A 26765-nucleotide genomic window follows, 5' to 3' on the forward strand; every position below is an offset into this window, starting at 1 on the left:
GATGGACAAGATGACGACGATCCTGCAACCCGACCATGCTACGATCCCGGGCGTGAGCGAGCCCGCCAAATCCCGCGCCGTGCGCCGCGGCCATGGTCTGTCCGACCGGACCATCGCGTGGCTGTTCGTCGCGCCGACGATTGCGCTGCTGCTCGCGATCAACATCTTTCCGCTGGTCTGGATGATCCGGCTGTCCTTCACCAGCCTCAACCTCAGCATGTCCTATCTGCCGCTGCGGTTTGTCGGGCTTGACAATTTCAGCGACATACTCAACGACGAGGACGTCTGGTTCCGGCTCCAGACCACCGCGCAATTCGTGATCTGCTCGGTCGCCTTGCAGGTCGTGGTCGGCTTTGGGCTCGCGCTTCTGATCAACCGTCAGTTCCGCGGCCACAGCTTCTGGACCACGATCATCCTGCTGCCGATGATGCTGTCGCCGGCGGTTGTCGGTAATTTCTGGACGCTGCTGCTGCAGCCGCAGATCGGCCCGTTCAACTATCTGATCAGCTTGTTCACCGGTGTGCCGCCGAGCTCTTTCAGCATGACAGGGCAAGTCGCGCTCGCGCCATGGACCATCGTGCTCGTCGACACCTGGATGTGGGCGCCGTACGTGATGCTGATCTGTCTCGCCGGGCTGCGCTCGATCCCGGATTACATCTACGAGGCGGCCGAAGTCGATCGTGCCTCGGCCTGGCGGCAGTTCTGGTCGATCACGCTGCCGATGACGGTGCCGTTCCTGATGCTGGCGGTGCTGTTTCGCGCGATCGAGAACTTCAAGATGTTCGACATGGTCAACCTGCTGACCTCGGGAGGGCCGGGGTCGACCACCGAGCTCGTATCGATCACACTGAAGCGCGCGGCATTCGAGAAGTGGCGCACCGGCTATTCCTCCGCGCTCGCCATCATCCTGTTCGTGACCGTGTTCGGGGCCGCCAACATCTACGTCAAAGCGCTCAATAAGGTGAAGCAACGATGACCGCTGCCGTAGCCAAATCGGTCCTGGCCAGATCCAGCGCACACTCGATCGTCGAGGCCTCGCCGCGCACCAAGGCATTCGCTGGTGCTCTCGTCATCCTCTATGCGTTGATCACGATCCTGCCGCTGGTCTGGATCGTTGCCACCGCCTTCAAGTCGCAAAGCGATGCGATCGCCTATCCGCCCAAGGTGATCTTCGAGCCGACACTCGAAGGATATGTCAACCTGTTCACGGTACGCACCCGCCAGACACCTGATTTCATCGCCAAGTTGCCGCCCCCGGGGACCTGGTATGACAAGCTGGTCCGCAAGCATGACATGGTCATTGCCGGACCGTCCAAAGTCGTCCCGCGCTTCGTCAACTCGCTGATCATCGGGTTCGGTTCGACTTTCCTCGCCGTCTTCCTCGGTACGCTCGCGGCCTACGCTTTCTCGCGCTTCCGCATTCCGCTGGCGGACGATCTCTTGTTCTTCATTCTGTCGACGCGGATGATGCCGCCGGTCGCGGTCGCGATCCCGATCTATCTGATGTACCGGCAGCTCAACCTGACCGACACCAGGCTCGGAATGATCCTGCTCTATACCGCCGTGAACGTCTCGCTCGCGGTCTGGCTGCTCAAGGGGTTCATCGACGAGATCCCACGCGAGTACGAGGAGGCGGCCCTCGTCGACGGCTACACGCGACTGCAGGCGCTGCGCAAGGTGGTGCTGCCGCAGGCCGTCACCGGAATTGCGGCGACCGCGATCTTCTGCCTGATCTTCTCCTGGAATGAATACGCGTTCGCGGTTCTGCTGACCAGCGGCGAGGCGCAGACCATGCCGCCCTTCATCCCTTTCATCATCGGTGAGGGCGGGCAGGACTGGCCGGCGGTTGCCGCCGCGACCACGCTGTTCGTCGTCCCGATCGTCATGTTCACCGTGCTGCTCCGCAAGCATCTGTTGCGCGGCATCACCTTCGGAGCGGTGCGCAAATGAGCGGTTCAGCTGTTGTTAAGGAGGCCAAGGGAACCAAGGGGACATTGCACCGCTTCTTCAGCCGCGGGCGCTGGGAGGCCGTTGCGATGACCCTGATCGGGGGCGGCATCTTCATGCTGGTGCAGCCCTTCTCGATCGATCTCTACAGCTATTCATTCGTGACGATTCTGGCCGGCACGGTAGGCTTCGTCGTCGTCAGCCACTTTCCGGAATAGGGCCATGGCTCAGATCCGCATCGAAAATCTTCGCAAGTCGTTCGATCAGTTCACCGCGGTGGAAGGGTCGACCTTCACCATCGACGACGGCACTTTCTTCGCGTTGCTCGGCCCTTCCGGCTGCGGCAAGACCACCACCTTACGCATGATTGCTGGCCTCGAGCTGCCGACCGAGGGCAAGATCCTGCTCGACGGGGAGGACGTCACGTTCCACCGCGCCGCCGCCCGCGATATTGCGTTCGTGTTCCAGCTGTTCGCGCTCTATCCGCATATGAATGTCGGGCAGAATATCGGCTTCCCGCTGAAGTGCCAGGGCATGGCGCGGCACGAGATTCGCGAGCGGGTGCAGGAGACCGCGCGGATGCTGCGGATCGAGCATCTGCTGTCGAGCAAGACATCAAAGCTCTCGGGCGGCGACCGCCAGCGTGTCGCGCTCGGGCGAGCCATGGTGCGGCGCCCGAAGGCCTTCCTGATGGACGAGCCGCTGGGCGCGCTCGACGCCGAGTTTCGTCATCTGATGTGCGGCGAGCTGCGCGATTTGCACGATCGCATCAAGGCGACCACGGTCTATGTCACCCACGACCAGCTCGAAGCGATGTCGATGGCCGACCAGATTGCGATCATGAACAAGGGGCGCGTGGAACAGATCGGCACGCCGCAGGAGGTCTACGACCGGCCCGCCAGCATGTTCGTCGCGGACTTCATCGGCTCGCCGCCGATGAACTTCCTGCGCTTCGAGGGCGGGCTGCGATCTGGTGACCGGGCGATCAATTTTCACGACACCAGGCTCGTGGTGCCCGAGATTCGCGAGGACCGCGCCAGCGCCGCGCTCGCCCTCGGGATTCGTCCAGAACATATTCGATTCACCGACGCCGGATCCGTTCGCGGCGAGGTGTTCGGCGCGGAATATCTCGGCACGACGCAGATCGTCACGATCGACACGGCCTATGGACGGGTCGCGGCGCGGCTGCCGTCGAGCGCCTCGGTGCAGATCGGAGAGACCGTCGGCCTCGAATTCAACTCCGGTCGGCTCTCATTGTTCGATGCCGGCAGCGGCCTTGCAATCAGGACCGCCGGCGAGGAGGGGGGGCGCCATGGTTGACGTCAGCTTACGCAACATCAGCAAGCGCTTCGGCGCGGTGGAGGCAGTGCGCGACCTCTCGCTGACCGTGAACGACGGTGAGTTCCTCGTCCTGCTCGGGCCGAGCGGTGCCGGCAAGACCACGACGCTGCGGCTGATCACCGGGCTCGAGAGCCCCGACGCCGGTTCGGTCATGATCGGCGGGCGCGATGTGACGCATGATCCGCCGGGTTCACGGGACATCGCATTCGTGTTCCAGCAATATTCGCTGTATCCGCATCTGTCGGTCTATGACAACCTCGCGTTCCCGCTGCGCTCTCCTGCGCGGCGCGTGCCGGAGCCACAGATCCGCAAGCGTGTCGAGCAGACCGCAGAGCTCCTGCATATCGCCAGCAAGCTGAATAATCGCGCCACCCGTCTGTCGGGAGGTGAGATGCAGCGGGTCGCGATCGGCCGCGCGCTGGTGCGCGATCCCTCGATCTATCTGATGGACGAGCCGCTGTCGTCGCTGGATGCAAAGCTCCGCGCCGAGCTTCGCCTCGAGCTGAAGCGGATCCAGCTCGAGCTCGGCGCGACCATCCTGTATGTGACCCACGATCAGGTCGAAGCCATGACGATGGCATCGAGGATCGGCGTGATCAAGGACGGCCGGCTGCTTCAGCTCGGCACGCCGAGGGAGATCTACGAAAATCCATCCAGCAGCTATGTCGCGTCGCGGCTCGGGACGCCGCAGATCAATTTCCTGCCCGCACGGCTGCTGTCCGATGTGGCGATACCGCCGGAAACGGAGACGGTCGGCATCCGCACCGAGCACCTTCAGATCGCCGCGCGCAACGGCGGGCAGATGGTCGGTCGGGTGCATCGCGTCGAGCATCTCGGCGAGCAGAATCACGTTCACCTCGACTATAAGGGCGAAACGCTGGTGACGCTGGCGGATCCGCACCAACCGCTGCGGGCCGGCCAGGAGGTTGAATTGCAACTGGTGCGTCCGCTGTGTTTCGACCGGGCGGGGCAACGCATCGGCGCGATGGTCCAATAGGGGAGCGAGAGGTTCAGATAGATGTCTGTGCAACCGGAGACATTCAAGTCGCTGCTCAAGGCGGCCGCCGAGCAGGTCATCGCCAGCGCGCCGGAGCTCACGAGCCTGGACCAGGCGATCGGCGACGGCGACCACGGGACCAACATGAAGCGCGGCTTCGAAGCCGTGCTCGGCAAGCTCGATGCCATCTCGGCGCAGCCGCTCAACGAGGCATTCAAGGCGATTGGCAAGACCCTTGTCATGACGGTCGGCGGCGCCTCCGGCCCGCTTTATGGCAGTTTCTTTCTCGCCGCGGGCGAGGCGCTGTCGCAAGACAAACACCTGCCCGACGATCTCGCCGACGTGTTCGGTAGCGGAGTGGACGCGGTGAGCGCGCGCGGCCGCTCGCAGGCCGGCGAGAAGACGATGCTCGATGTGCTCGTTCCGGTGCTGGAGACACTGAAAGCGGGCGCCGGCCAGCCCGATCTGATCGAGCGGGTGCGCATCACCGCGGCTGAAGCGGTTGAGCGCACAGTGCCGATGCAAGCCACCAAGGGCCGGGCGTCGTTCCTCGGTGCGCGCAGCGTCGGTCATGTCGATCCGGGGGCACGATCGAGCTGCGTTCTGCTGCACGCTGTGTGCGCTGGCCTGGAGGCGCGGCAATGACCGATACCGTAGGGATCGTGATCGTCTCGCATTCCCGGGATATCGCCAAGGGAACCGCGGACATGGTGCGGCAGATGGTCGGCAGCGAGGTCAAGGTCGCCTTCTGCGGCGGCAATCCCGATGGTGGTCTCGGCACCAGCGTGCCGCTGATCATCGACGCCATCAACGATGCCTGGTCGTCAAAAGGCGTTGCTGTGCTTGTCGACCTCGGCGGCGCCGAGACGAACAGCGAAATGGCGGTCGAAATGCTGGAGCCGGCGCGGCGTGATCTCGTTGTCGTCTGCAACGCCCCGATCGTCGAGGGCGCCGTCATGGCGGCGACCGAAGCTGCGGGCGGCAGCTCGCTGGCCCAGGTCAGGGCCGTGGCCGAGGAACTCTCTGCCGACTGAGCCGGCGGGGAAGCGATGATGGATGATGAGCATGCTTGATAAAGCGGACGAACAGATCTTCACCGGCAGTGTGCGGTTGGTGCATGCGGTTGGCATGCACGCGCGCCCCGCGGTCAAGCTGACCAAGCTCGCCAAGAAGTTCCAGGCTCAGATCTCGGTGCGGGTCGCGGGCGCGCCTGAATGGATCAATGCCAAGAGCGTGGCCAAGATCATGGCAATGCGCGCGGCACATGGCAGCACGATCGAGATCAAGGCCTCCGGTAGCGATGCCGAGCCCGCGGTCGCGGCGCTGGTCGATCTGATCGCAAGCGATTTCCCGGATGGAGCACCGTAGCATGCAGGGCGGCGCTGCAGGTCTGGCCTACCGCGGCAGGACCGCTTCGATCGGCTTTGCCCACGGCCCGTTTGTCCGTGTCGATGCGGGCGCGGCCGGCGAGCGTGCGGCCGGCACGTTGGTCGAGGAGGCGCTCGCCTTGCGCAAGGCGATCGATCTCGCAAGCGGGCAGATCGCCGATCTTGCCGCCAGCGCCGGCGGTGAAGCCGCGCAGATCCTCGAGTTCCAGGTCGCATTGCTGGAGGATGAGGACCTGATCGAGGCGATCTTCGCGTCGATCGGCGAGGGGCATCCGGCCGACGTCGCATGGCGTTCGACGCTCGACGAACAGATCGCGGAGTATAATTCGGCGGCGGATGAGTATCTGCAGGCCCGCTCGTCGGATCTTGCGGATTTGCGCGACCGCGTGGTCCACATTCTGCGTGGCGACCAGGGGCAGCCGCTGAAGATCCCGAACGGGGGCGTGGTCTGCGCCGACGATCTGCCGCCATCGCGATTCCTCGAGATTGACTGGTCCGGCGGCGGCGGCCTGGCGCTGTTGCGCGGCAGCCCGACCAGCCATGTCGCGATGCTGGCGCGCGCGCGCGGCATCCCGATGGTGGTGCAGCTCGGTTCAATTCCAGACATCGGCACCAGGGCGTTGCTCGACGGCGAAGGCGCGACGCTGGAGCTCGATCCCAATGCCGAACAGGTCCGTACTTTCGAGAAGCGGCGCGACAACCATCTCAAGAGCAGGGCATCCGCGCGAGCGATCCTGCGGCGGCCGACAGCCTCCTGGCGCGGCGAGCGGATCAAGCTCTTCATCAACATCCAGCGCGTCGAGGATCTCGAGCATGCCGACGCGCAATATGCCGACGGCATCGGCCTGATGCGGACTGAATTCCTGCTCGCCGGCCGGAGCGTGCCGGACGAGGAGACCCAATTCCAGGCCTATGACGCGATATTGCGCTGGGCTGGCCAGCGGCCCGTCACCATCCGCACGTTCGATGCGGGCGGCGACAAGCCGGTGCCCGGGTTCACGCTGGATGGCGAGGCCAATCCGTTTCTCGGCGTGCGCGGCTTGCGGCTTTGCCTGGCCCGGCCCGAGATCTTTGCGGTCCAGCTCCGCGCGCTGGCGCGGGCCGCGGTGCGCGGCAATCTCAAGGTCATGTTCCCGATGGTCACCTCGGCGGACGAGCTCGAGGCGGGACGGAAGCTATTCGCCGATGCCGTGCAGCGCTTGCAGGCGGACGGCATTGCCGCAATGCTTCCCGATCTGGGAATCATGGTTGAAGTCCCGGCGGCGGCCCTTGCGGTATCTAGCTTCAAGGCCGCCTTCTTCTCGATCGGCTCGAACGATCTCGCGCAATATGTCCTGGCCTGCGATCGTTCCAACGGAGCTCTCGCCCCCTTGATGGACCCTCTGCATCCCGCAGTGCTCGAACTGATCGCGCGGACCGCGGAGCACGGCCGCCGCGCCGGCATCAGTGTCAGCCTCTGCGGCGACATGGCCGGTGATCCGCGCTGCCTGCCGGCCCTGCTGAATTGTGGCCTGCGCGAACTCTCCGTCAATGCATCGGCGCTGGCGCAGATCAAGCACACCATTGACCGGCTGAGCAGCGGAGGCAGCGTTGGCTGACACGGCGGCCGATGAAGCGCCCGAAGCGGGCGCGGTTGCGGTCTACAAGCGTATCTTCAAGGAAGTCCTTGAGAGCCGCCCGTCCGGCATGCGGCTTCGGCTGGCCCATGCCATGGGCAAGAACCGCAGCTTCGTCAGCCAGATCAGCAACCCGGCCTATCCGGTGCCGATCCCGGTGCAGCATCTCAACACGATCTTCGATGTCTGCCACTTTCCGCCACAGGCGAAGGCAGCCTTCCTTCGCGCCTATGCGCGCGCACATCCGCGCCGCGTCGGCCGGTTGAGCGAAGGCTCGCACGAGCGGACGCTGACGCTGCATCTGCCGGACCTCGGCAGCGCCAAGCGCAACGCCGAGCTTGACACGCTGCTCCAGGAGTTTACGCGGCGACTGATTGCCATCATGCGGGAAAAATAGGCGAGAAACGCCAAACGGACGAAGCGGGGAGAACACAATGAAGAAGTTCATCAATGCGGTCGACAACGTGCTCGCAGAGAGCCTCGACGGCTTTGCCGCCGCGCATGCCGACCTCGTCATGCTCGGCCCTGAGCGGAAATTCGTCCGCCGCCGCGAGCTGAACTCGAAGAAAGTCGCGCTGGTCTCGGGCGGCGGCAGCGGGCACGAGCCGCTGCATGCCGGCTTCGTTGGCTACGGCATGCTGGATGCCGCCTGTCCCGGCCAGGTGTTCACTTCGCCGACGCCGGACCAGATCGTCGAGGCCGCCCAGGCGGTCGCGGGCGATGCCGGCGTCCTGTTCATCGTCAAGAACTATGCCGGCGACCGCATGAACTTCGAGATGGCAGCCGAGATCGCCGAGGGTCGCATCGCCACCATCGTGACCGATGACGATGTCGCGGTCGAGAAGTCGACCTACAGCGCCGGGCGGCGCGGCGTCGCCGGCACCCTGATCGTCGAGAAGATCGTCGGCGCCGCGGCCGAGAAGGGCGCCGATCTTAAGACCTGCGTGGCGCTCGGCGAGCGCATCAACGCACAGACGCGCTCGATGGGCGTTGCGCTGACCAGCTGCACCGTCCCGGCTGCGGGCACGCCGACCTTTGCACTTGCCGAAGACGAGATGGAGATGGGGGTCGGCATTCACGGCGAGCCGGGCCGCCGCCGCGTCAAGCTTGCGGAGGCCGATGCGATCGCATCGGAGATGACGGCAGCGATCGCCGGCGATCTCGCGGCGCCCGCGGGCTCCGAGGCCCTGCTGCTCGTCAACGGCTTCGGCGGCACGCCGACGATCGAGCTCTATCTGATGTACAACGCGACGCGCCGGATGCTCGAGGAGCGGGGCCTGCGCATCGCCCGTTCGCTGGTCGGCAGCTATGTCACATCGCTGGACATGGCGGGTTGCTCGCTCACCGTAAGCCTGCTCGACAGCGAGACCACCGGGCTCTGGGATCATCCCGTGCGTACGGCCGCATTGAAATGGTGACTGCCGTGGTGGGCGGCCGCTGATTTTCAGATTGCGCCCCGATCGACGATGGGCCGGGGTCTCAGGCATGCACCGGAAGTCTGCCGGTTCACCCTCCCTGAAACTTGCCGTGTCCTTCGGGCGCGGCATCTTTTTTGCGTGGAGGAGACAAGGGCTTCGGCGATCGTGAGTGCCAAGCCATTGATTTATTGCTGGGCCCGGCAGGACTCGAACCTGCAACCATGAACGGGCATAGCGGTTCGGTTGTGAATTCGCTCTTGGATGCTTGCTCCACAATTCGCCTGACGCGGAGCATTTGGACTGTTCGGACGGCGTTAAGAGGCAGCAGAACCGAGTGAAGGATGAGGATTGGATACAAGCCGTCGAAGAACGCGTATGCGATGAACGCGACATTGCTCAAGATGGCCGTGATCCTGAGCTGGAGCATCGTCCTCATGCAAAACGTGGCGAAGACGAGAAGAGATGCGAGATAGCCGGCGGCTTCAACCCAGGATTTCGAGCCGCAAAGCAAAACGTCTGAGCAGCGCATTTCCGCGTCCTTCTATGAACTTGACCCTGAAGAGCGCGACGAGCCCTGCACATGTGGCTCAACGGGCTTGGATACCGAAGCAAGCGTAAAATCAGATGCTGATCGGCTAGAAGAATCCGGCACTAAGATCCAGCCCATAAGTCATCGAAAGCAGCCACACCAAGAGGGCGGCTCCACAGAACAACGCGGTCTGCTTGAGGACGTTTGCCTGCAATGACGATGCGGGGAATACCCGGACAAAAGCGTTAGCAATCGCAGCAGCTGCAGCGGCGCGCATGATGATCTCCAGGAGTTGGTTAATGACTGGGCGTCAGCGAGCGTCGTGCTTCACGCACGAGCCCGCGATTCGGCTCTCGGCGACGGGGGCTTCTTCGATCTTCCAGAATGCCCAGACAAAGCAGGGCCCAAGGCAAACCGAAATCAGCATGAGCAAAGATGCCCGATCGTGAACGGTCTGGATCCACAATTTCCAATGCAAATGAAATCTCGGCTCCAGGCAAATGGTGCGCCAACAGCGCCTCGATCAGGGAATGTTGATCGCCGGCAGCGGGCCAGTGGGGCGGATCAACGCTTTAGCAGGTTGCTCCTGCGTGAAGGCCGCGAGTGCAATCAAAACGGCGCATAATAGGGCGATGAAAAAGCCGAGACGCCACCGCCGCTCCGTCCGGTCGTCGTCGGGCGTGTCAAGCCGGCGCGCGCCCGTTGCTGTGCGCATCGTTAATCTCCGAATATCGTGACGGTGAGAAGGCCAGTCTTCCCAACACCCGCACTGAATATCTCGCCAGTTGATGCGTCTGGGAACTACCTAGAAAGGTGGTCCGGTGTCTCCTATGCTCGAAGGTCGGTGATCTGCGCACTCGTTTCGGGGGGGGGACATGTATCTATCCACGGATTCCACCAATCCGCAGAATCAAGATGTCTATGCACTCTGGGATCGGCTGGCCGAGTTTTCCGTCGGCGACGGCGACGCCGCACTGACACATCTGCTAGCCGCACTGCGTACCATGTTGTCGGCACGCAATGTGCTATGGGGTGTGGTTGTGCGATTGCCGTCGCCGAAGCGGGCCGATCCCTTGCTCGGTTGGCGTCCGCGCCTCGTCCGGGTGCTGGACCCGATACCGGCGGTGGCAGCATCCGTGCAGAAGCAGTTCGATACGCTCTGGTCCCGCGACGTCGACCTGTCTCAGATCCTTTCCATGTCGGGAGATGAGCCGTTCCGCGTCCGCCTGCTGTTCGAAGCGCTGCCGGCGGAATGGTTCGAGGGCGAGCACTATCGGCGGCACTATTTGGACGTCGGCTTCGCCGACAGCATTTCCGTGCGCATAGCGCTCAATGACGACGTGAGGATTCGCCTGTTCGTATTTCGCGATGCGGAGGCCCCTCGCTTCTCGGCACAGGACGGCCAGCGTCTGGGCTTCGTGATGCGCGGGTTGAGATGGTTTCACCGTCAGCAACTGCTCAGCCACGGCCTGCTCATCGCCAATGCACCCCTGACACCTGCTGAACGCAGGGTGTTGCTCGCACTGCTCGACGGGCACACCGAAAAGCAGATCGCGCAGAGGCTTGACCAAAGTCCGAACACCACGCATTTCCACGTCAAGTCGATCTACGCCAAGTTCGGCGTGCGTAATCGCTCGGCGCTCACCGCGCTGTGGCTCGGCAAGCTGCGATAACGAACTTACAGTTGATTTGCTGGTGGGCCCGGCAGGACTCGAACCTGCAACCAGACCGTTATGAGCGGCGGAATATCGATCGGGTTCGTTGATTTTCCGGCGGTTTTGTTAAATTCCGATCGCGTTCGTTGCGTTCCGTCCAGGGCGTTTCTGGTGCGAAACTGGTGCGGTACTTGCGCTGCTGTTGCGCTAACAGAGGTCAAGATCGCTCCTCGCACTACAGATCGGAATGCGTTTTCCGACCAGTTTCGCAAGTTGGATCAGTTTTTGGTCCTCTAGAATGCGAATGAAGTCTGATGCTGAAACGCGGGTCTTGCTTAGATTCCGACGAGCATTTGCGAGAGAACCAAGCACCAAGTCCGGGACCGTATCGAACAGGCCGCAGAGAAAAGCATCCGGGTTAACTTTCGAAGGTTGAAATTTCTTCAGCTCGTTTTCTGGAAAGTGCCGCAAATTCCAAGTGACAATGAGTGATCCTTTGGCGGCGATTGCCGCCGCAACGACGTGACGATCATTCGGATCAGGGTTACCTCCGGAGTGTGCTCCTCGTAGCCACCGATTGTCGCCGTCGGGAGCGCATCGTCCATCAACTGCCGGGTGACACGCAAACGATCGATCGGAATGGCGGGCGCATTGACCGTCAAGTTTCGAATCCACTCGTCGTGGATCGCGTCTGTCCAGCGCGCCTCCACAAGCCGATCTACGGCGGCTTGGACAACGATATTTCTGAGCTGGAAAGGATAGAGAATGCAGGCGTCGAAGACCGCGACAGAGGGCTCAAACGCCATGGCGCTGCCTGAGGTCCTCGGCATCCTCGGCAAGCGCCTCCAGCGCCTTGCGCTTAGCGTCCATCTTGGTCTTCAGCGTCAATACGTCCTTTAGCTTCGTCCGTCGGTGCTTGCCGACATATCGAAAGGGCAGATCGCCAACGTCCATGCGATGCACGACCAGCGGTCGGGAGATGCCCAGGATATCTGCCGCGTCGTTCGGGCTGAGTTCTTGATCCTCGGCGAGGACGGCGACGCGCTCACCCTGGAGGAGATGACCGAGTGCAGTCTCGAGGAGCGCCGCGGCTTCCGGCGGCAGCCTGACGACCTGATCCTCGCCCGACTTGCGGCGGACCCGGACCTCGACCTGATCGCCCTTGCCGAGCTTGCCCAAGGCCGTGGCCGCCTTGCGGTCGCGGTTCGAGAGTTCGACGAATTGCAGCACGTGGGTGGTCATGGTGAGGTCCTCTCCAACCTCAATATAGGCCCGCGGTCATTTAACTGCAATATCTGAAAGGCATTATTGTCGACGGGAGTGGCGACATCGGTGCAGCGGACTTCGGACCAGCCTCACTCGCTTTCCGCCGCCACCGTGTCGTCGGCTCGATTTGCTTTCCCTCGACGAAGCGAAATGATCGAAGGAGGCAAATAGCCTTTTGGATAAACCTCGATGCGCTGCAAACGTCGCCGACGACGCTTGCTCGCTACGAAGGCATCCATATCGCGTTCCTGTGATAGGAGGAATTTCAGAAAGCTTATGTCTCTCACGCGACACGTTTGATAAAGGCTCAGCAAGACCAAATGCTCGATAAGTCCGGCTTCTTTGACGCTTCGTCCGACATCCTCCCTATAGTTGCTAACGCGCTTTATCGCATCTTCGGCCAGATTGTTGTTCCACGATACGCCGTCATGGTGCAAGAACGTGAACAGGCGCTCGCGATTTCGGAGCAAGCGCTCTTGTAAGCCTTTTGATGCTTCGGATTCATAGATCCGCGCTGCGAGCACATTGAAAAAGGCGCTCACGGCTTTGGTGTGCGTCTGCAGATAGCGCCGCTTGAGACCGTATTCATCGATAGTCACTACGATTGCTCGCAGGAGAGATCCGAACGGCGTCGTTATGGATTGGAGCTCTTCATCAAATGGATTATCGAGAATTGCCCGGTTCATGTCGCGCATTAGGTGGATAAGGCATCGTTGATGCAAACAAGGGAGCCCGTCGTACGCCGAATAGAAATCAGAGACCAGAATGCCCTTAAAGTCCTTGAGCATTTGCCGCAGAAAGTTTCCCTCACGTGTGGGACGAAAGATGTACGCCGTGACCGAGGTATTGGCGAAAACCCAGACGTATCCCTTGCCATTCTTCAACTTCACTTCAGTTTCGTCGACATGTAGCACCGGCCCGGCAATCAGTTGCGCGAGAAGCGTGCGGTAGGTCTTGCGGTATTTGTGTACAAGAAGATGCCGGAAATCCCTGAACTCCCAGAAGTTCACCCGGATGCCGAAAGTCTCATAGAACGATGCCGCAAGGGACTTCACTCCCAGCCTGTGAGTGATGTGCTGGTACGCGAACCAGCTCATGAAGCCATGAAAGTGCCGCGTCAGGCGCGCGTAGCGCTCGGGCGCAAAACATTGTTCGCAACATTCACACCGATAGGCAAGAGTCCTGAACTCTATCACCTTTCGGCGGATTCCGCCGGGAGTAATGATGAGATCAAAAGCGCGCTTGCGCCTCGTTTGCACACTCTTCGGCCTCCGATTCGGGGCGAGAGGTGAGATGTGTTTGCTCTTGCAGAAGGGGCAACGGGTAGCCGTGATTTCCACTCGGTGCGTAACCCGTAGGTCGCGGTTTTGCCAGTGCCGACGCCCTGCATTGCCACCTCGCTTGCGCCGGCTAGACTTCGATCGCACAAATATGTGGCGTCGTTGATAGTCGAAATAGGCGCGCTTGTTCACGAATTCGAAGTCGGTATGCTGGAATTTCGACCAAGTGGCGCTGCGCGCTAACTTGTCAAGCTGCGCCACAGTTGCCACGCGTAGCGATACCTCGGGTGGATTGGGGGTGTTGCAATTCGGTGCGTCGGTTAGAAAGTCGCAGACTCGGCGCAGCGCTTCGCAGTCTTCGAGATTGTATTGGATCAGTCTGGCTTTCCACGAAGCATCGCCCGTCTTTCTCCAATTCTTGCGCCAAACGACGCTCTCGATCCCGGACGCGTCTGACTCGGTCCAGCGGCAGCCGAGGTGGCCTGCTACGTCCTTAAGGCCGTTCGAGTAAGTAGGAAAGTAAAAATGCGGGTAGAGGATAGTGAGGACATTCGTTAGCGCGGCCAAAATAGCATCAATGGGCTTTTTACGCCGGGCTTGACGTCGCAGGCGCACGATAGCGGTTCGCTCGTAGTTGCCGTAGGAGTAAAGGTGCGGTGCTTCATGCTGCGCAACGATGTCGAGAAACCGAGCGAATATTTCGGCTTCCCCTTTCTCATCATCGGCCCAAAACGAGTAGCGCTCAACGCGCTCACCTTCGCAAATGACGAGTCCGATCAGGTAAATGAAGCCATATTCAGGGTCACCCTCCATATCGACGTAGATGCGCACTGGCGCCGTCGGAATTGTGGGGGCGCCCAGCACGTAGATTGTTTGGTCGCGAATGGCTAGCGCGTGCAGCGCGTGGTCTCGCCGGGTGAGCGGGGTATCGGCGCGTTTGCCGCGTCGCCGAGGCCGAAAGGTATGTGCGAGCTGGGTCAATGTGAGAATGCCTTTGCGGGCGTATCGTTTGATCGCCTTTTCACCGATGCCGCGCAGAAGGCTCAGATTGTCCTCCCGGATGGCTTGGTCACGGCAACGATCCCGAAACGAGCAGATACGGCAATGGTCATTCAGCAATAGCTTCGGCGGGGCTTCGGCCCGCTGCAAGCGGTCGACATCTCGGAGGATATTTTCTGCCGTCGTCAGGGTCGATCCGAACCGAATGCTCGTCCTCGCGCTGTTGTGTCCGAGATAAACGGTTCCGCCACTAGGAAGAGCGCCCTGCAGCCGGCCCAAAAGAACCGCGCGTGTGGCGAGTTGCTGGCGATCGAAAGCTCGAACCCGAGGCGCCGCACAAAACAGCACCGGTTCATATCGGAAATCCCCGAGTGCCGAGGGACCATCGATCTTGCGAAGAGCATCGAAGTGGACGGCATAGCGAGCGTCCTCCAAGCGAGCACCAAGAACAAGTGACGCTTTCTTGCCGAGACTCTCTGCCGACAGATTAAGGTCAATCGATGTCTCGGCTTGGCTGTATTCGCGCCGGATCTTTTCCGTTGTCTTGGGCTCCAGGTTGGCTCGCTGTTCAATCAGGAGCTTCTCGTACCCCGATTGGGTCCCTTGCTCACCATGCAGTTGAAAATATGCCTTCAACCGGCAGTGCTGCAGCGCATCGATGACTTCGCCAGTGATCTTGGAGGACATTGCGTACCTCCCTTGCCATCTTCAAATCCGGGACGCTTATTGCGCGCAATTATCGCCTAAATCAAACACCCCAGATTCCGAAATGGACGAGGACCGTCGGTGAAAGGAGTGCACGGGTTCGCCTATTCGTGCGAAGAAGCCGCCGAATTTACGATTGAGGAGGAGGGCGTGTTGTCGGGCCGAACGGTGTGGATTAGTTTGCCAACCGACTGAGCATACCTATAAACGACGAAGCCAGAGCATTTCTGGTGCGGTGATCCAGCTGCGACGAAACGGCTCCGGATAAAGTTGCTGGAATTACTGGTGGGCCCGGCAGGACTCGAACCTGCAACCAGACCGTTATGAGCGGCCGGCTCTAACCATTGAGCTACAGGCCCCGCCGCCTTGCGGGCCGCGGGGCGCGGCCGGCAACGGTGCGGGCTCCGTTTACAGGCTGACTGCGGTTTCGGCAATGCCGCCCGCGCCCCTGTGCCGACGCCGCCGGGCCAGCCACGTCTTGCGGCCGGCATCGCTGGAACAGCGGCCGGCAGCCATCCTGCCTGGCCCTCCGTTTCCCTGGCGACCGGCGCCTCAATCCACCGAGACGCCGGCAAACTCGACGACTTTGCGCCATTTCTCGGTCTCGTCGGCCACCAGCTTGCCGAATTCGGCCGGGGCCATCGGCTTCGGGATGCCGCCGACCTCGGCGAGGCGCGCCACGAGCTTGGGGTCCTTCAGCGCTTCGCCGACCGCCTTGTTGAGCGCATCGACGATCTCGGGCGGGGTGCCCTTCGGCGCCGAGATGCCGTAGAAGCCGACCGCCTCGAATCCCGGCACGGTCTCGGCGATCGCCGGCACGTCGGGCACGCTCGCCCAGCGTTTCGGCGAGGTGACGCCGAGCGCGCGGACGTTGCCGCCGCGGGCCTGCTCCAGCGCCGACGGCAGATTGTCGAAGATCAGCTGCACCTTGTTGGAGATGATGTCGGGGAAGGCGATCGCGGATCCCCGATACGGCACATGCAGCATGTCGCACTTGGTCATCGCCTTGAACAACTCGGCCGACATGTGCACCGAGGTGCCGTTGCCCGAAGAGGCATAGGAGATCTTGCCCGGATTGGCCTTGCAGTAGTCGATGAACTCCTGGACGGTCTTCACCGGCATCGCGTTCGAGACCACCAGCATGTTGGTGAGCTGCATGATGCTCGCGACCGGGGTGGTATCGCGCAGGAAGTCGAACGGCAGCTTCTTGTAGAGCGAGGTCGAGATCGCATTGTTGGGCGCGACGAACAACAGCGTATAGCCGTCAGCCGGCGAGTTGATAGCGGCCGCGGCGGCGATGTTGCCGCCCGATCCGGTGCGATTCTCGACGATGAATTGCTGGCCGAAATGATCCGACAGCCACTGGCTCATGATGCGGGCGACGATGTCGACCGGACCGCCGGCGGCAAACCCGATCACCCAGCGCACCGGGCGGTTCGGATAGTCGGATGCGGATGAGGGGGCAATCGAGGCGAGGCAGCAAATCAAACCAAGCAAGGCGACACGCGCGAACTGGATCATCGTCTCTCCCGTCATTTTCTTGTGACTGTTGCCGGCATGGTTTCACAAAACGCTGGCTTTGCCTACGACGTCGCCCGTGCGACGATAGTCGGGTTCGTGTGGAATGCTTGAGGCTCGGGATGAAATTCGCTGTTATGATGTGCGCCGGCGCGCTGCTGCTCGCGGACGGGGCGGCGGCGCAAGAGGGGAGCAAGACCATTTCCAAGACCACGATCAGTTTCGCCACGGCGACGCCGGGTGGCGGCTTTCCGCTCTATGGCAATGCCTTCGCCGAGGTGATGAATGCGGCCGACCCGACGCTGTCGATCGAGCCGCGCAACACCAAGGGCTCCAATGAGAACATCCCGCTGCTCGAGGCCGGCAACGTCGATATCGCGACCGTGGCGGGCGAGCCGTCCTATGAAGCCTTCATGGGCATCGGCCGGCCGAAGGCCACGAAGCTGAAGATCCTCACCGCGATGTATTCGAGCCCGGGCATGTTCGTGGTGCGCGCGGACAGTCCCTACAAGACTATCCAGGACCTGGTCGGCCAGCCCGTCGCGTTCGGCGCCAAGGGCTCCGGCCTGCCGATCCTGTCGCGCTACATCCTCGACGGCATCGGGCTGAAGCAGGACGAGGACTTCAAGTCGATCTATCTCGATCGCGCCGGCGACGGGCCCGCGATGGTTGAAGATGGCCGCGCCGCCGCACTGTGGGGCGCCGGCATCGGCTGGCCCGGCTTCACCAAGATGGCCGAGAGCGCCACCGGCGCGCGCTTCATCGCGCCGACCGCGGACGAGATCGCCCGCATCCGCGCCAAGCACACGTTCCTCAAGCCGCTGACGATCCCCGCCGGCAGCTATCCGAAGCAGACCGCGGCAATCTCTTCGGTCGGCTCCTGGAGCTACATCCTGGTGCGCGAGACCTTGCCCGACGACGTCGCCTACCGGCTGGCGAAAACGCTGCACGGCATCGAAGCGACCTTCTGCACGAAGCTCGCCCAGGCGTGCGAGACCACGGCGGCGAACACGCTCGCCGCCGCGCCTGATATCAACCTGATCCACCCCGGCGTGCTCAGATATTTCCGCGAGATCGGGGCGGCGAAATGACTTCTGCATGGACGCGCTATCGCGTCTATGCAGAGGTCATTCCGGGGCGCGCGAAGCGCGAACCCGGAATCTCGAGATTCCGGGTTCGATGCTGACGCATCGCCCCGGAATGACGACCTTCGGTCGTCATTTCTTCGCCATCGCGCAGGCCGGGTCCGGCGGGCCGAACGCGTCCTCGCCGGAGATCTTGGCCAGGATCTTGTAGTAGTCCCACGGATATTTCGACTCGGCCGGGGTCTTGACCTGCACCAGCCAGAGATCGTGCACCATCAGATTGTCCTCGCGCAGCTTGCCGTTGCGGGCGAAGAAGTCCTCGACCGGCTTCTCGCGCATCTTGGCCGCGACCTTGAGCGGATCGTCGGTGCCGGCATCCTTGATCGCGTTCAGATAGGCGGTCACGGAGGAGTAGACGCCGGCCTGCCACATCGTCGGCATCCGGTTCATCTTGGCGAAATAGCGCTTCGACCACTCGCGGGTCTTGTCGTCCATGTCCCAGTAGAACGAGGTGGTCAGCAGCAGGCCCTGCGCGGCCGACAGCCCGATCGAGTGGATGTCGGTGATCAGCGCCAGCAGCGCGGCCATCTGCTGCCCGCCGGCGAAGACGCCGAACTCGGCGGCGGTCTTGATCTCGTTGGTGTTGTTGGGCGGTCCGCCGGCAATGCCGATGATCTTGGCCTTCGAGGCCTGCGCCTGCAGGATGAAGGACGACAGATCGGGCGTCGCAAACGGCGGCCGCACCGCGCCGAGCACCTTGCCGCCGTTCTTGGTCACGATCGCTGAGGCGTCCTTCTCCAGCGAGTGGCCGAACGCATAATCGTCGGTGATGAAGAACCAGCTGTCGCCGCCGCGCTTCACCACCTCCTGCGCGGTGCCGACCGCGAGCGCCCTTGTGTCGAATACCCACTGTATCGCGTAGGGCGAGCAGAACTTGCCGTGGAAATCGGTCGCGCCGGTCGAATGCGTGATGAAAAGCTTCTTCTTCTCGTTGGCCATGTTCTGCACCGCGAGCCCGACCGCCGAAACCGGCACGTCGACGATGAGGTCGATCTGATCGACGTCATACCAGCGCCGCGCGATGGTCGCGCCGATATCCGGCTTGAGCTGGTGATCGCCGACGATCACCGAGATTGGCTTGCCGAGCACCTTGCCGCCGAAATCGTCGACGGCCATCTGCGCGGCGGTGACCGAGCCCTGGCCGGTCGGCGTCGAGGCGGGGCCGTTCATGTCGGTCAGCACGCCGATCTTGACGATGTCGTCGGATACCTGCGCCGATACGCTCGGGGAGGCCAGCAGCGTGGCTGCGAGCGTCCCGAACATGGCTAGTCTGGTGGCCTTCATTCTGTCTCCCTCCTGAATTGGCGCATTGGCCATTATTGGTTGTGCCGGGCCTTCGGGGACCCGGTCATATTGGTTTCTTTTGCAACTATATTGGGGACCGCGTCAACGCGCCATCGGTCTAATGACGCGGCCCCGGTGCGGCGAGAGACAGTTTCTTTCGGGGCCGATTCAGTCCATAGCGGGCCATGGTCACCGCCCAGCGCCTTCCGCCTTCGCTCACCCCGCTCGTTGCGGCACTGGCTGCCGTGCTGCGCGACGTCGGGCCGGTCCAGCCGATCGCGTTGCCGCCGGCCGACGCCTTGCGCTGCATTGCGGCCGAGATGCCGGCCTTGCGCGCCTATCCGCCGCGCGATGTCGCGGTCAGCGACGGGTGGGCGATGCGCGCCAATGACCTGGTCGGCGCGTCGTCCTATGCGCCCTTGCCGCTGGCCGAACCTCCGGTCTGGGTGGCGGCAGGCGCTGCGATGCCTGATGGCACCGACTGCGTGGTCGATGCCGATGCCGTCGATACCTCCGGTCCGCTTGCGCAGGTGCTCGCCGAAGCAATCCCGGGGCAGGGCGTCAGGCGTGCCGGCAGCGACATCGCCGTTGGGCGCACCGTGATCGCAGCAGGGGAGCCGCTGCTGCCGCGCGGCCTGCTGCTCGCGCGCGCGGCCGGACTGCAGATGTTGCGCGTGCGACGGCCGCGGCTTCGCATCGTCAACGTCGCCAATGGCGGCCTGACCGCACAACTGATCGCTGACACCGCGCGCCTCGCGGGCGCTGAGGTCGTCGGCATCGAGGCCGCACCCGATGTGACGGCGATTGCAAACGCACTCGAACCGGACGGCTGCGATTTGATGATCACGATCGGCGGCACCGGCGTTGGTCACACCGATGCGACAGTGAATGCGCTGGCAACGCGTGGCGCACTGATCGCGCACGGGATCGCGCTGCAGCCTGGGCGCACCGCAGCGGTCGGTCGGATCGATGCATCGCCGGTCGTCGCCTTGCCGGGCGCGCCGGATCAGGCTTTCGCGGCCTGGTGGGCGATTGCGCTTCCCCTGCTCGACCGCCTGTCGGGCCGGCGCGCGCGCAAAACGCTGGCGCTGCCGCTGGAACGCAAGATCGCTTCCGGCGTCGGCGTTGCCGAGGTCGTGCTGCTGATACGCGAGCAAGGTACTCAACAGGATTCCTGGGCGGCACTTGCCATCGGCGACCTGTCGCTCGATGCCGTCGCGCGCGCCGAAGCCCTGCTGATCGTGCCTGGCGATGCCGAGGGCTTTGGTGCGGGCACGGTGGTCGATGCCTATATGTTGCGGGAGTGAGTTCCCGAGATGAGCAACACGTTCACGCCGAAACCCAACCCGTCCGTCGAGCAGGACCAGTTCCTGACCATCCTGTCGCGCGAGGCGGCGCTCGCGCGCTTCGAGGCGGCGCTGTTCCCGCGCCAATTGCCGTCCGAGAAACGGCTGCTCGCCGATGCGCTCGGCCGTGCGCTGGCGGAGGACGTGGTGGCGCCGATCGACGTGCCGCCATTCGATCGCTCCAATGTCGACGGCTTTGCCGTGCGCTCGGCCGATCTGGCACGCGCCGGCGAGGCCGCGCCGGTGCAACTCGCGCTGAACGACGAGACGATTTCGTGCGGGACCGCGCCCACCCTGCCGGTGCTCCCGGGTACTGCAACCGCGATCGCGACCGGCGGTCCGGTACCGCGCGGCGCTGATGCCATCGTGATGGTCGAGCACACCCAGCCCGCCGGCCATGGCACCATCGAGGTCCGGCGTGCGGCGTCGCCCGGCCAGTTCGTGTCCTATGCCGGCTCCGACATCGCGCGCGGCGAGGCCCTGCTGCGCGCGGGAACGATGATCGGGTCGCGCGAGATCGGCATGCTCGCGGCCTGCGGCATCGCCGAGGTTGCGCTGACGCGCCGTCCGCGCGTCGCGATCCTCTCGACCGGCGACGAACTGGTGCAGCCGGGTGAGAAGCTTCGGCCGGCCGCGATCTACGACACCAATGGTGCGATCGTCACCGCGGCGATTGCCGAGAACGGCGGTGACGCGTCGTTCCTTGGCGCGATCGCCGACAATGAGGCGACGCTCGAGGCCGCGATGCGCAAGGCGCTGGCGGACAGCGACATGCTGGTGCTGTCAGGCGGCACCTCCAAGGGCGCGGGTGACGTCTCGCACCGGATCATCGCTCGCCTCGGCAAGCCCGGCATCATCGCGCATGGCGTGGCGCTGAAGCCAGGCAAGCCGCTGTGCCTTGCGGTGTGCGACGGCAAGCCGGTGGTCATCCTGCCGGGCTTTCCGACCTCGGCGATGTTCACCTTCCACGACATGATCGTGCCGGTGCTGCGGCGGATGGCCGGGCTGCCGCCGCGATCGGATGCCAAGGTGGCGGCGAAGGTGCCGGTGCGCATCGCCTCCGAGCTCGGGCGTACCGAGTTCGTGATGGTGTCGCTGGTCGAGGGCGCCGACGGCCTGATCGCCTATCCCGGCGGCAAGGGTTCGGGCGCGATCACGTCGTTTGCGCAGGCCGACGGCTTCCTGAAGATCGAGGCGCTGGCCGACCAGTTGCCGGCCGGCAGCGAGGCCGAGGTGACGCTGTTCACGCCGCATGTGCGGGTGCCCGATCTCGTCATCGTCGGCAGCCATTGCACCGGGCTCGATCTCGTCACCGCGCCGCTGGCGCATGCCGGTCTCGTGGTGCGCTCGATCGCGGTCGGCAGCCTCGGCGGGCTCGCTGCCGCCAAGCGCGGCGAATGCGATCTCGCCCCGATCCATTTGTTCGACGACAAGACCGAGACCTACAACACGCCGTATCTGGCCGACGGGCTCGAGCTGGTGCCGGGCTGGCGGCGCATGCAGGGCATCGTGTTTCGCAAGGACGACACGCGCTTTGCCGGCTTGAGCGCAGAGCAGGCGGTGCGCGCCGCGCTCGCCGATCCCGCCTGCATCATGGTCAACCGCAACCAGGGTGCCGGCACCCGCATCCTGATCGATCGCTTGCTGGCGGGCAGCCGGCCCGACGGTTACTGGAATCAGCCCCGCTCGCACAATGCGGTTGCGGCCGCGGTGGCGCAGCACCGCGCCGACTGGGGCATGACCATCGCGCCCGTCGCCGATGCGTCGGGACTCGGCTTCATACCGTTCGCCGAAGAGCATTATGACTTCGCATTGGTGACGGCGCGCAAGCACCGGCCCGCGGTGCAGGCCTTTCTCGATGCGCTGGCGTCGGATGAAGGCCGGGCTGCATTGACGAAGGCGGGGTTCAGGCCGGCGTAGCCGGTGTGCGCTCTGCCGCACCATCATAGCTGTCGTCCCTGCGAAAGCAGGAACCCATACGCCGCGGCGGGCGTTACAGGCGGGCCTCGCCGTTCCAGCATCGCGTAACAATTTGCGTTTGTGGTTATGGGTCCCTGCTTTCGCACTAGCGTATATACATATCCTCCGCAGTCTTTCCGGAGTCTTCTCAAAGAGTTGGCCGAAAACCGCAGAGAGCTTACTCATCTGCACTAGGGTTGCGCCCGCCGATTTCGGCTCTCGCCTAGTAGCTAACCCCTTGATGATGAGTCGGTTTTCTAGCCTCGAAGAGATGTGTAAATGCCCTAGTGCTTTCGCAGGGACGACACTGAGCTTGTTGCGCTAGCTGTGAGTCAAAACATCCGCATTCTCGCGACATTCGGGGACTTCCTGATGCGGTGTGCCGAAGGCACCCTGATCACTCGCTCAGCTTGCGGTCCAGGAAGTCGACGTAGGAATTGTCCGGGTCCAGTTTGACGGCCAGGCGAAGCGCGGCCCGGGCGGCGGACTTGTCGCCGTCGGCCGTGGCCTTGTGCTCGTCCAGGATCGCATTGGCCACCGTGCGCGCGGTGTCGAGACGGGCCTCGTCGATGGAACGGTCGGCAAGATAGGCTTCCACCGGCTCGCGGAGGCGCTTCAGTTCGTCCACGCTGACCGAACCCAGCGGATACCAGTTGTAATATTCGAGACGCGGCCGATCATCCGTGAGGGTCGGCACATCCCCGACAAAGGCCGCGAGTTTTTCATCGGCGGCGATGAATGTCGCCAGGAAATCCTCGGGCGAGCCGAGGCCGTTCGCCGTCAGGTCTTCAGCCACCGCGGGCTTCGACATGCGCATGGCGAGCTCGTGCGGATCGATGTTCAACGGTTCATCGGAGGCGATCGCCACGCCTTCCATTCTGGACGGCAGCCACAGCGAGACATGCTTGAACTGGCCCATCATGGCCTTGAGTATCATCTTCGGAAGGATGCCGCGGTTGAAATCCAGCGGCACCCATTGCGCGAGAACGCCGCCGGGACGCATCCTCTGCTTTGCCAGCGCATAGAATTCCTCCGTGTAGAGGTTGATGACGCCGGCATCATGGGGCGGTGGCGGCTCGAGCGTGATGACGTCAAATGTCTCCTTGGTCCCCAGCAGGAAGTGGCGCCCGTCCGCGACGATCTGATGGACTTTGGGATTTTGATAGAATTGCTTGTTGATCGGCACGAAGTGGGGCGCAAATTCGAACACCGTCGATGCCAGATCGACCGCGTCGATGGATTGCAATTCTTCATGGGTGCTCACCGCTCCCACCGTGGTTCCGGTCCCGATGCAAATGACGACAGCCGTTTCAACCGGGCCCTGGTGCAGCAGAACGGGATAATGCCCCATCGCGGCCATGTAGCGTCTGCCCTCGGGACGGTTGTTGGCGTAGCTCTTCGAATTCACCACCAACTGCTGATAGGTGCCAGCCGCCTTCTCGCGATACTCGACCACCGCAAAGGTCGCTTGCCGGGTTTCCCGCAACTCGAGCACATTGGCGCCTTCGATCGCGGTCAGGACCCGCTCCAGATAGTGCGGAGTGAAGAGCAGCAGTGCTACGGCGATGACGCTCGCGGCGATCGTCCCCTGCCGCCACAGGCTCCTTTCTCTCAGAAGATCCGGCTGCGACACGGTGGTCGCGACGAACAGCAGGACGTTCACGACAATCAGCGCGGTGAGCGCGCCCTGGCTGCCCAGATACGGGATCAGCAGAAAGCCCGCCGCCAGCGAGCCCACGACGCCGCCAATCGTGTTCAAGGCGTAGAGCGTGCCGATCCTGCGGCCCAGCGCGCTCATCTGCATCACGGTCAGCTCGCTGGCCAGGGGAAAGCTGATGCCGATCAGCATCGTCGGCAGCAACAGCGCAACAGCGCAGACCAGGAAGAATGAAACGTCACCCCCCAACAGCTCCTGCACCGGGACTGGAAGCAGGCCCGATACGATGGGAGACAGCGCTACTCCCATGGTCCGCGCCTTGCCGAGCATTCCGACGGTCAGCGTGGCTGCAACCGCGATCAGCAGCTGCGTCACGGCGAAGTATCGCAGCAATTGATCCTTGCGGGGGGCGAGCAGCCTGGCGCAGATCAGGGCGCCGATCACGAGCCCCAGCAGGTAAACGCCGAGCATGCCCGAGAACGCGTAGACGCTCGAGGTGCTGACATTGGTCAGGAATCGGAACCAGACGACCTCATAGGCGATCGATACAAAACCGGAGCACGCGAAAATCCAGATCAGGATCGACGTCCTGCCACGCGCGATCGCGGCGGTTTGCACCGGCGCCTGTGCCGCGACCGGCAAGAGCGGGCTTGCGCCGCGCGCAACGAACAGGGCAACGACGCCGACGCAGACATACAGCGCTGCCGCAACCAGGCTTGATCCCGCGATGCCCCAGAGGCCCATCAGCACAAAGCCGACCGCCAGGGTGCCGATGGCGGCGCCCAGGGTATTGAACCCGTAGAGCAGACCGATCCGATTGGCGAGGTCGGTTTGTGTGCGGGTCAAAAATTTCACCAGGAAGGGCAGGGTCGCGCCCATCAACATCGTCGGCAGCGACAGAATGGCGAGCGACACGGCGACCATGAGAGGCAGCCGGAAGGGAGACTCCAGGTCGAGCATCGGTGACAGCCAGCCCACCCATGTCGGCCAATGCGACAGGAATGCGGTGACCGCGAGAGAAACGAGGGCGAGGGCAAGTTCGAGCAACCCGTAGATTTTCAGGGGGCGGCTGACGGTGTCGGCGATCCGGCCTCCCAGGGCGCTGCCCAGCGAGAGGCCGAAAAAGAAGCTTGCCACCGTGACGCTGACGGAGACGGTCGCGCTTCCCAGCACGAATTGCAGTTGCTTGAACCAGAGAACCTGCAGGATCAGCGATGCCGCGCCCGATGCCAGAAAGATCGCCGTGACCAGAATCCGGTTTTTCAGGCTTACGGCGTCTCGAACGTTACCACGATTGCGCACTGGACCGGTCTCCCGTTGAACGGGAGAACAGGTACGGCAAATGCTCTTAATATTGCCTTATGGCGGAGCGGCGCTGCGAGGCAGCCGGATCGCGTTGAGATTGCTCGGAAAATTGCCGTTTGGCGGATGCTTGCCGAGGCCGAGCGATCGCACTGCGAGCGGGCCTTTTGCGTTGCCGATCCAGCTCAGTGCCGCATGGCCGTCTCCACGAACTCCAGCACGGAGCGCGGGACCTCTTCGTATTCGACGAAACGGCGCCGAAGCTCGTCGGCAATGTCGGTCGTGACGTCGCGCGACCATCCTTCGTTGGTATTGAAGGCCACGATGCGGACCGGACGGCTGTACTGGTCATCCAGCAGGCGGCGGATCAGCGTTTTTCGGTCAGTGCCTTCTTCGTCGGTTTCGCTCCAGGCACGGCCCAGTCGGCCAAAATCGTTCAGCACCAGATAGGTGTCGTGATCGATTGAATGCGGCACAATCGAAGGCGAGCGAGGCATACATAGTCCTCCATGCTGCACATTATCGTGTTCCGATCGCCCTGCGTATCGGAAATTTCGAGGTAAATCCGCTGGATAGCGGGATCGCGCGTGACGTGAGCGGGGGCTGCAACATGCATTGGAGCAAACCGTCCCGTCGCTGGTTATCTCTTGTCACCGACATGGGCTCTGTTGTGGATGTCGGTGATTGAGCGACCGATGGGGCTCCCACCCGCTCGAGGAGCGGAGCGATGTTAAGAAGGCTTCGTTTTAGGAATACAACGCTGGAAGAAGTGCTGGCAGTCGATACGCAGCGGCCGCGGAAGAGGCTGCGGATGCGTGACCAGCCCCCGAGAGAGAGCCGATCGGCAAGGCTGGCCAAGCCGGGGCGGCCTGTCAGTCAACGAAACGACTGACCCTGCGGGATAGCGCGCCGAGCCCGACTTGCGCGGCGGCCCGTGAACGGGTTCGCCGATTGCGGCGACCAATCCATCATGGCATTCGACACCGCCAACTTCCGTAAGATCGCCGCGCTCGTCGCGGCGGCCGGCACCTTGTTCTGGCTCTACACCTTCTACGCCATCGCCCATGTGCCGCCTGGCGACGGTACCGGCTTCCAGTGGCTGGCGGTCTTTCCGCTCGGCCTAGTGTTCGGCCTGTTCTTCCTGCCGGCCTGGCTGCTCGTCGCCATCGGCCGATTGCCGAGATTCACCGCGGCGCTTGGGGTCTGTGGCCTGATCGCGTTCGCGGTGCTGTGGGGGCAGCTGCTGCAGGAGTTTCCGAGGGCGGTCCTCTAGCGCGCCAGCCCATCCTCATCTGCCGGCGAGCCTGGCATGACATTGCTCCAAGGCTGATATAAGCAGCGTTGGGCGCAAGTCGCGGCTTTCCGCCGTCACGGCTGGTCCCGGCCATCCATGTCGGGCGGAACCGCGGGCGT

General features: G+C 63.0%; 26 protein-coding genes and 1 tRNA gene. 17 read left to right on the top strand and 10 right to left on the bottom strand.

Going from position 1 to position 26765, the window contains the following annotated elements:
- Position 1: 1 nt before the first annotated feature.
- From J2R80_RS17320 to J2R80_RS17375, 12 genes are all read left to right on the top strand, one after another.
- Positions 2-976: a carbohydrate ABC transporter permease gene (locus J2R80_RS17320; RefSeq protein WP_141339626.1), complete on the top strand. Its 975-nt coding sequence runs from the start codon at positions 2-4 to the stop codon at positions 974-976.
- The gene (locus J2R80_RS17325) at positions 973-1950 is read left to right on the top strand and encodes a carbohydrate ABC transporter permease (protein ID WP_253625754.1); all 978 of its coding nucleotides are present in this window, start codon (positions 973-975) and stop codon (positions 1948-1950) included. The genes J2R80_RS17320 and J2R80_RS17325 overlap by 4 nt, the downstream gene beginning before the upstream one ends.
- Positions 1947-2165, top strand: a complete 219-nt coding sequence (locus tag J2R80_RS17330; protein ID WP_057021016.1) for a hypothetical protein — start codon at positions 1947-1949, stop codon at positions 2163-2165. The genes J2R80_RS17325 and J2R80_RS17330 overlap by 4 nt, the downstream gene beginning before the upstream one ends.
- A 4-nt stretch (positions 2166-2169) precedes the next feature.
- Positions 2170-3267 carry an ABC transporter ATP-binding protein gene (locus tag J2R80_RS17335; RefSeq protein WP_253638987.1) on the top strand — a complete coding sequence of 366 codons (1098 nt, stop codon included), beginning with the start codon at positions 2170-2172 and terminating at the stop codon, positions 3265-3267.
- On the top strand, positions 3260-4285 hold the full coding sequence (locus J2R80_RS17340) for an ABC transporter ATP-binding protein (protein ID WP_229190523.1): 1026 nt from the start codon (positions 3260-3262) through the stop codon (positions 4283-4285). Before J2R80_RS17335 ends, J2R80_RS17340 begins: the two co-directional genes overlap by 8 nt.
- Before the next feature lie 21 nt (positions 4286-4306).
- Positions 4307-4930, top strand: a complete 624-nt coding sequence (dhaL, locus tag J2R80_RS17345; protein ID WP_057021013.1) for a dihydroxyacetone kinase subunit DhaL — start codon at positions 4307-4309, stop codon at positions 4928-4930.
- Entirely contained in the window at positions 4927-5319 is a 393-nt protein-coding gene (gene dhaM, locus J2R80_RS17350) for a dihydroxyacetone kinase phosphoryl donor subunit DhaM (RefSeq protein WP_028163196.1), read from the top strand. Before dhaL ends, dhaM begins: the two co-directional genes overlap by 4 nt.
- A 31-nt stretch (positions 5320-5350) precedes the next feature.
- Positions 5351-5653, top strand: a complete 303-nt coding sequence (locus J2R80_RS17355) for an HPr family phosphocarrier protein (protein WP_253638988.1) — start codon at positions 5351-5353, stop codon at positions 5651-5653.
- 1 nt (position 5654) lies between these two features.
- Complete coding sequence (ptsP, locus tag J2R80_RS17360; RefSeq protein WP_253640979.1) at positions 5655-7271, top strand: phosphoenolpyruvate--protein phosphotransferase; 1617 nt, start codon at positions 5655-5657, stop codon at positions 7269-7271.
- Entirely contained in the window at positions 7264-7686 is a 423-nt protein-coding gene (locus tag J2R80_RS17365) for a hypothetical protein (protein ID WP_253638989.1), read from the top strand. The genes ptsP and J2R80_RS17365 overlap by 8 nt, the downstream gene beginning before the upstream one ends.
- A gap of 37 nt (positions 7687-7723) precedes the next feature.
- On the top strand, positions 7724-8707 hold the full coding sequence (dhaK, locus tag J2R80_RS17370) for a dihydroxyacetone kinase subunit DhaK (protein WP_253638990.1): 984 nt from the start codon (positions 7724-7726) through the stop codon (positions 8705-8707).
- A gap of 334 nt (positions 8708-9041) precedes the next feature.
- Positions 9042-9227 carry a hypothetical protein gene (locus J2R80_RS17375; protein ID WP_210262651.1) on the top strand — a complete coding sequence of 62 codons (186 nt, stop codon included), beginning with the start codon at positions 9042-9044 and terminating at the stop codon, positions 9225-9227.
- 115 nt (positions 9228-9342) lie between these two features.
- Here the strand turns inward: J2R80_RS17375 and J2R80_RS17380 are convergent, their stop codons facing one another.
- Complete coding sequence (locus J2R80_RS17380; RefSeq protein ID WP_229190519.1) at positions 9343-9513, bottom strand: hypothetical protein; 171 nt, start codon at positions 9511-9513, stop codon at positions 9343-9345.
- A gap of 246 nt (positions 9514-9759) precedes the next feature.
- Positions 9760-9951, bottom strand: a complete 192-nt coding sequence (locus tag J2R80_RS17385; protein ID WP_092085983.1) for a hypothetical protein — start codon at positions 9949-9951, stop codon at positions 9760-9762.
- A 160-nt stretch (positions 9952-10111) separates the two neighbouring features.
- Here J2R80_RS17385 and J2R80_RS17390 point away from each other — a divergent pair, with 160 nt between their 5' ends.
- Positions 10112-10909: a helix-turn-helix transcriptional regulator gene (locus J2R80_RS17390; protein WP_253638991.1), complete on the top strand. Its 798-nt coding sequence runs from the start codon at positions 10112-10114 to the stop codon at positions 10907-10909.
- Between the two features lie 425 nt (positions 10910-11334).
- Here J2R80_RS17390 and J2R80_RS17395 read toward each other — a convergent pair whose 3' ends face one another.
- The 5 genes from J2R80_RS17395 to J2R80_RS17415 all read right to left on the bottom strand — a co-directional run bounded on the left by J2R80_RS17395 (position 11335) and on the right by J2R80_RS17415 (position 16662).
- A complete protein-coding gene (locus tag J2R80_RS17395; protein WP_253638992.1) occupies positions 11335-11697 on the bottom strand; it encodes a hypothetical protein in 363 nt (120 codons plus the stop codon).
- A complete protein-coding gene (locus tag J2R80_RS17400; RefSeq protein ID WP_309143761.1) occupies positions 11687-12121 on the bottom strand; it encodes a DNA-binding protein in 435 nt (144 codons plus the stop codon). The genes J2R80_RS17395 and J2R80_RS17400 overlap by 11 nt, the downstream gene beginning before the upstream one ends.
- A gap of 125 nt (positions 12122-12246) precedes the next feature.
- Entirely contained in the window at positions 12247-15123 is a 2877-nt protein-coding gene (locus J2R80_RS17405; RefSeq protein ID WP_253638994.1) for a TM0106 family RecB-like putative nuclease, read from the bottom strand.
- A 301-nt stretch (positions 15124-15424) separates the two neighbouring features.
- Positions 15425-15500 (bottom strand) — tRNA-Ile (locus tag J2R80_RS17410).
- A 193-nt stretch (positions 15501-15693) separates the two neighbouring features.
- Positions 15694-16662 (bottom strand): tripartite tricarboxylate transporter substrate binding protein, encoded by a 969-nt coding sequence (locus J2R80_RS17415; RefSeq protein WP_057015085.1) that lies wholly within the window; start codon positions 16660-16662, stop codon positions 15694-15696.
- A 119-nt stretch (positions 16663-16781) separates the two neighbouring features.
- On the opposite strand from J2R80_RS17415, the gene J2R80_RS17420 reads away from it, so the two are divergent.
- Positions 16782-17750: a TAXI family TRAP transporter solute-binding subunit gene (locus tag J2R80_RS17420; protein WP_057014857.1), complete on the top strand. Its 969-nt coding sequence runs from the start codon at positions 16782-16784 to the stop codon at positions 17748-17750.
- Positions 17751-17876: 126 nt separating this feature from the next.
- Here J2R80_RS17420 and J2R80_RS17425 read toward each other — a convergent pair whose 3' ends face one another.
- Positions 17877-19088, bottom strand: a complete 1212-nt coding sequence (locus J2R80_RS17425; protein WP_375162587.1) for an ABC transporter substrate-binding protein — start codon at positions 19086-19088, stop codon at positions 17877-17879.
- Between the two features lie 185 nt (positions 19089-19273).
- On the opposite strand from J2R80_RS17425, the gene J2R80_RS17430 reads away from it, so the two are divergent.
- Positions 19274-20395 carry a molybdopterin-binding protein gene (locus J2R80_RS17430; protein ID WP_253625757.1) on the top strand — a complete coding sequence of 374 codons (1122 nt, stop codon included), beginning with the start codon at positions 19274-19276 and terminating at the stop codon, positions 20393-20395.
- A 9-nt stretch (positions 20396-20404) separates the two neighbouring features.
- Positions 20405-22354: a molybdopterin biosynthesis protein gene (locus J2R80_RS17435; RefSeq protein WP_253638995.1), complete on the top strand. Its 1950-nt coding sequence runs from the start codon at positions 20405-20407 to the stop codon at positions 22352-22354.
- 436 nt (positions 22355-22790) lie between these two features.
- On the opposite strand, the gene J2R80_RS17440 is transcribed toward J2R80_RS17435, so the two are convergent.
- Both J2R80_RS17440 and J2R80_RS17445 read right to left on the bottom strand, forming a co-directional pair.
- Entirely contained in the window at positions 22791-25352 is a 2562-nt protein-coding gene (locus J2R80_RS17440) for a fused MFS/spermidine synthase (RefSeq protein ID WP_253638996.1), read from the bottom strand.
- A 185-nt stretch (positions 25353-25537) separates the two neighbouring features.
- On the bottom strand, positions 25538-25849 hold the full coding sequence (locus J2R80_RS17445) for a hypothetical protein (RefSeq protein WP_016847487.1): 312 nt from the start codon (positions 25847-25849) through the stop codon (positions 25538-25540).
- A gap of 473 nt (positions 25850-26322) precedes the next feature.
- On the opposite strand from J2R80_RS17445, the gene J2R80_RS17450 reads away from it, so the two are divergent.
- The gene (locus J2R80_RS17450; protein WP_253638997.1) at positions 26323-26625 is read left to right on the top strand and encodes a hypothetical protein; all 303 of its coding nucleotides are present in this window, start codon (positions 26323-26325) and stop codon (positions 26623-26625) included.
- The last annotated feature ends 140 nt before the right edge of the window (positions 26626-26765 follow it).

Origin of the sequence: Bradyrhizobium sp. USDA 4541, assembly GCF_024171085.1 — a bacterium.
In the GTDB taxonomy this organism is placed as follows: domain Bacteria; phylum Pseudomonadota; class Alphaproteobacteria; order Rhizobiales; family Xanthobacteraceae; genus Bradyrhizobium; species Bradyrhizobium australafricanum.

Bases quoted from the DNA above. Each gene is read 5' to 3' on its own strand.
- J2R80_RS17320 (WP_141339626.1), top strand. From the start codon at position 2: ATGGACAAGATGACGACGATCCTGCAACCCGACCATGCTACGATCCCG.
- J2R80_RS17325 (WP_253625754.1), top strand. From the start codon at position 973: ATGACCGCTGCCGTAGCCAAATCGGTCCTGGCCAGATCCAGCGCACAC.
- J2R80_RS17330 (WP_057021016.1), top strand. From the start codon at position 1,947: ATGAGCGGTTCAGCTGTTGTTAAGGAGGCCAAGGGAACCAAGGGGACA.
- J2R80_RS17335 (WP_253638987.1), top strand. From the start codon at position 2,170: ATGGCTCAGATCCGCATCGAAAATCTTCGCAAGTCGTTCGATCAGTTC.
- J2R80_RS17340 (WP_229190523.1), top strand. From the start codon at position 3,260: ATGGTTGACGTCAGCTTACGCAACATCAGCAAGCGCTTCGGCGCGGTG.
- dhaL (WP_057021013.1), top strand. From the start codon at position 4,307: ATGTCTGTGCAACCGGAGACATTCAAGTCGCTGCTCAAGGCGGCCGCC.
- dhaM (WP_028163196.1), top strand. From the start codon at position 4,927: ATGACCGATACCGTAGGGATCGTGATCGTCTCGCATTCCCGGGATATC.
- J2R80_RS17355 (WP_253638988.1), top strand. From the start codon at position 5,351: ATGCTTGATAAAGCGGACGAACAGATCTTCACCGGCAGTGTGCGGTTG.
- ptsP (WP_253640979.1), top strand. From the start codon at position 5,655: ATGCAGGGCGGCGCTGCAGGTCTGGCCTACCGCGGCAGGACCGCTTCG.
- dhaK (WP_253638990.1), top strand. From the start codon at position 7,724: ATGAAGAAGTTCATCAATGCGGTCGACAACGTGCTCGCAGAGAGCCTC.
- J2R80_RS17380 (WP_229190519.1), bottom strand. From the start codon at position 9,513: ATGCGCGCCGCTGCAGCTGCTGCGATTGCTAACGCTTTTGTCCGGGTA.
- J2R80_RS17385 (WP_092085983.1), bottom strand. From the start codon at position 9,951: ATGCGCACAGCAACGGGCGCGCGCCGGCTTGACACGCCCGACGACGAC.
- J2R80_RS17390 (WP_253638991.1), top strand. From the start codon at position 10,112: ATGTATCTATCCACGGATTCCACCAATCCGCAGAATCAAGATGTCTAT.
- J2R80_RS17395 (WP_253638992.1), bottom strand. From the start codon at position 11,697: ATGGCGTTTGAGCCCTCTGTCGCGGTCTTCGACGCCTGCATTCTCTAT.
- J2R80_RS17405 (WP_253638994.1), bottom strand. From the start codon at position 15,123: ATGTCCTCCAAGATCACTGGCGAAGTCATCGATGCGCTGCAGCACTGC.
- J2R80_RS17415 (WP_057015085.1), bottom strand. From the start codon at position 16,662: ATGATCCAGTTCGCGCGTGTCGCCTTGCTTGGTTTGATTTGCTGCCTC.
- J2R80_RS17420 (WP_057014857.1), top strand. From the start codon at position 16,782: ATGAAATTCGCTGTTATGATGTGCGCCGGCGCGCTGCTGCTCGCGGAC.
- J2R80_RS17425 (WP_375162587.1), bottom strand. From the start codon at position 19,088: ATGAAGGCCACCAGACTAGCCATGTTCGGGACGCTCGCAGCCACGCTG.
- J2R80_RS17430 (WP_253625757.1), top strand. From the start codon at position 19,274: ATGGTCACCGCCCAGCGCCTTCCGCCTTCGCTCACCCCGCTCGTTGCG.
- J2R80_RS17435 (WP_253638995.1), top strand. From the start codon at position 20,405: ATGAGCAACACGTTCACGCCGAAACCCAACCCGTCCGTCGAGCAGGAC.
- J2R80_RS17445 (WP_016847487.1), bottom strand. From the start codon at position 25,849: ATGCCTCGCTCGCCTTCGATTGTGCCGCATTCAATCGATCACGACACC.
- J2R80_RS17450 (WP_253638997.1), top strand. From the start codon at position 26,323: ATGGCATTCGACACCGCCAACTTCCGTAAGATCGCCGCGCTCGTCGCG.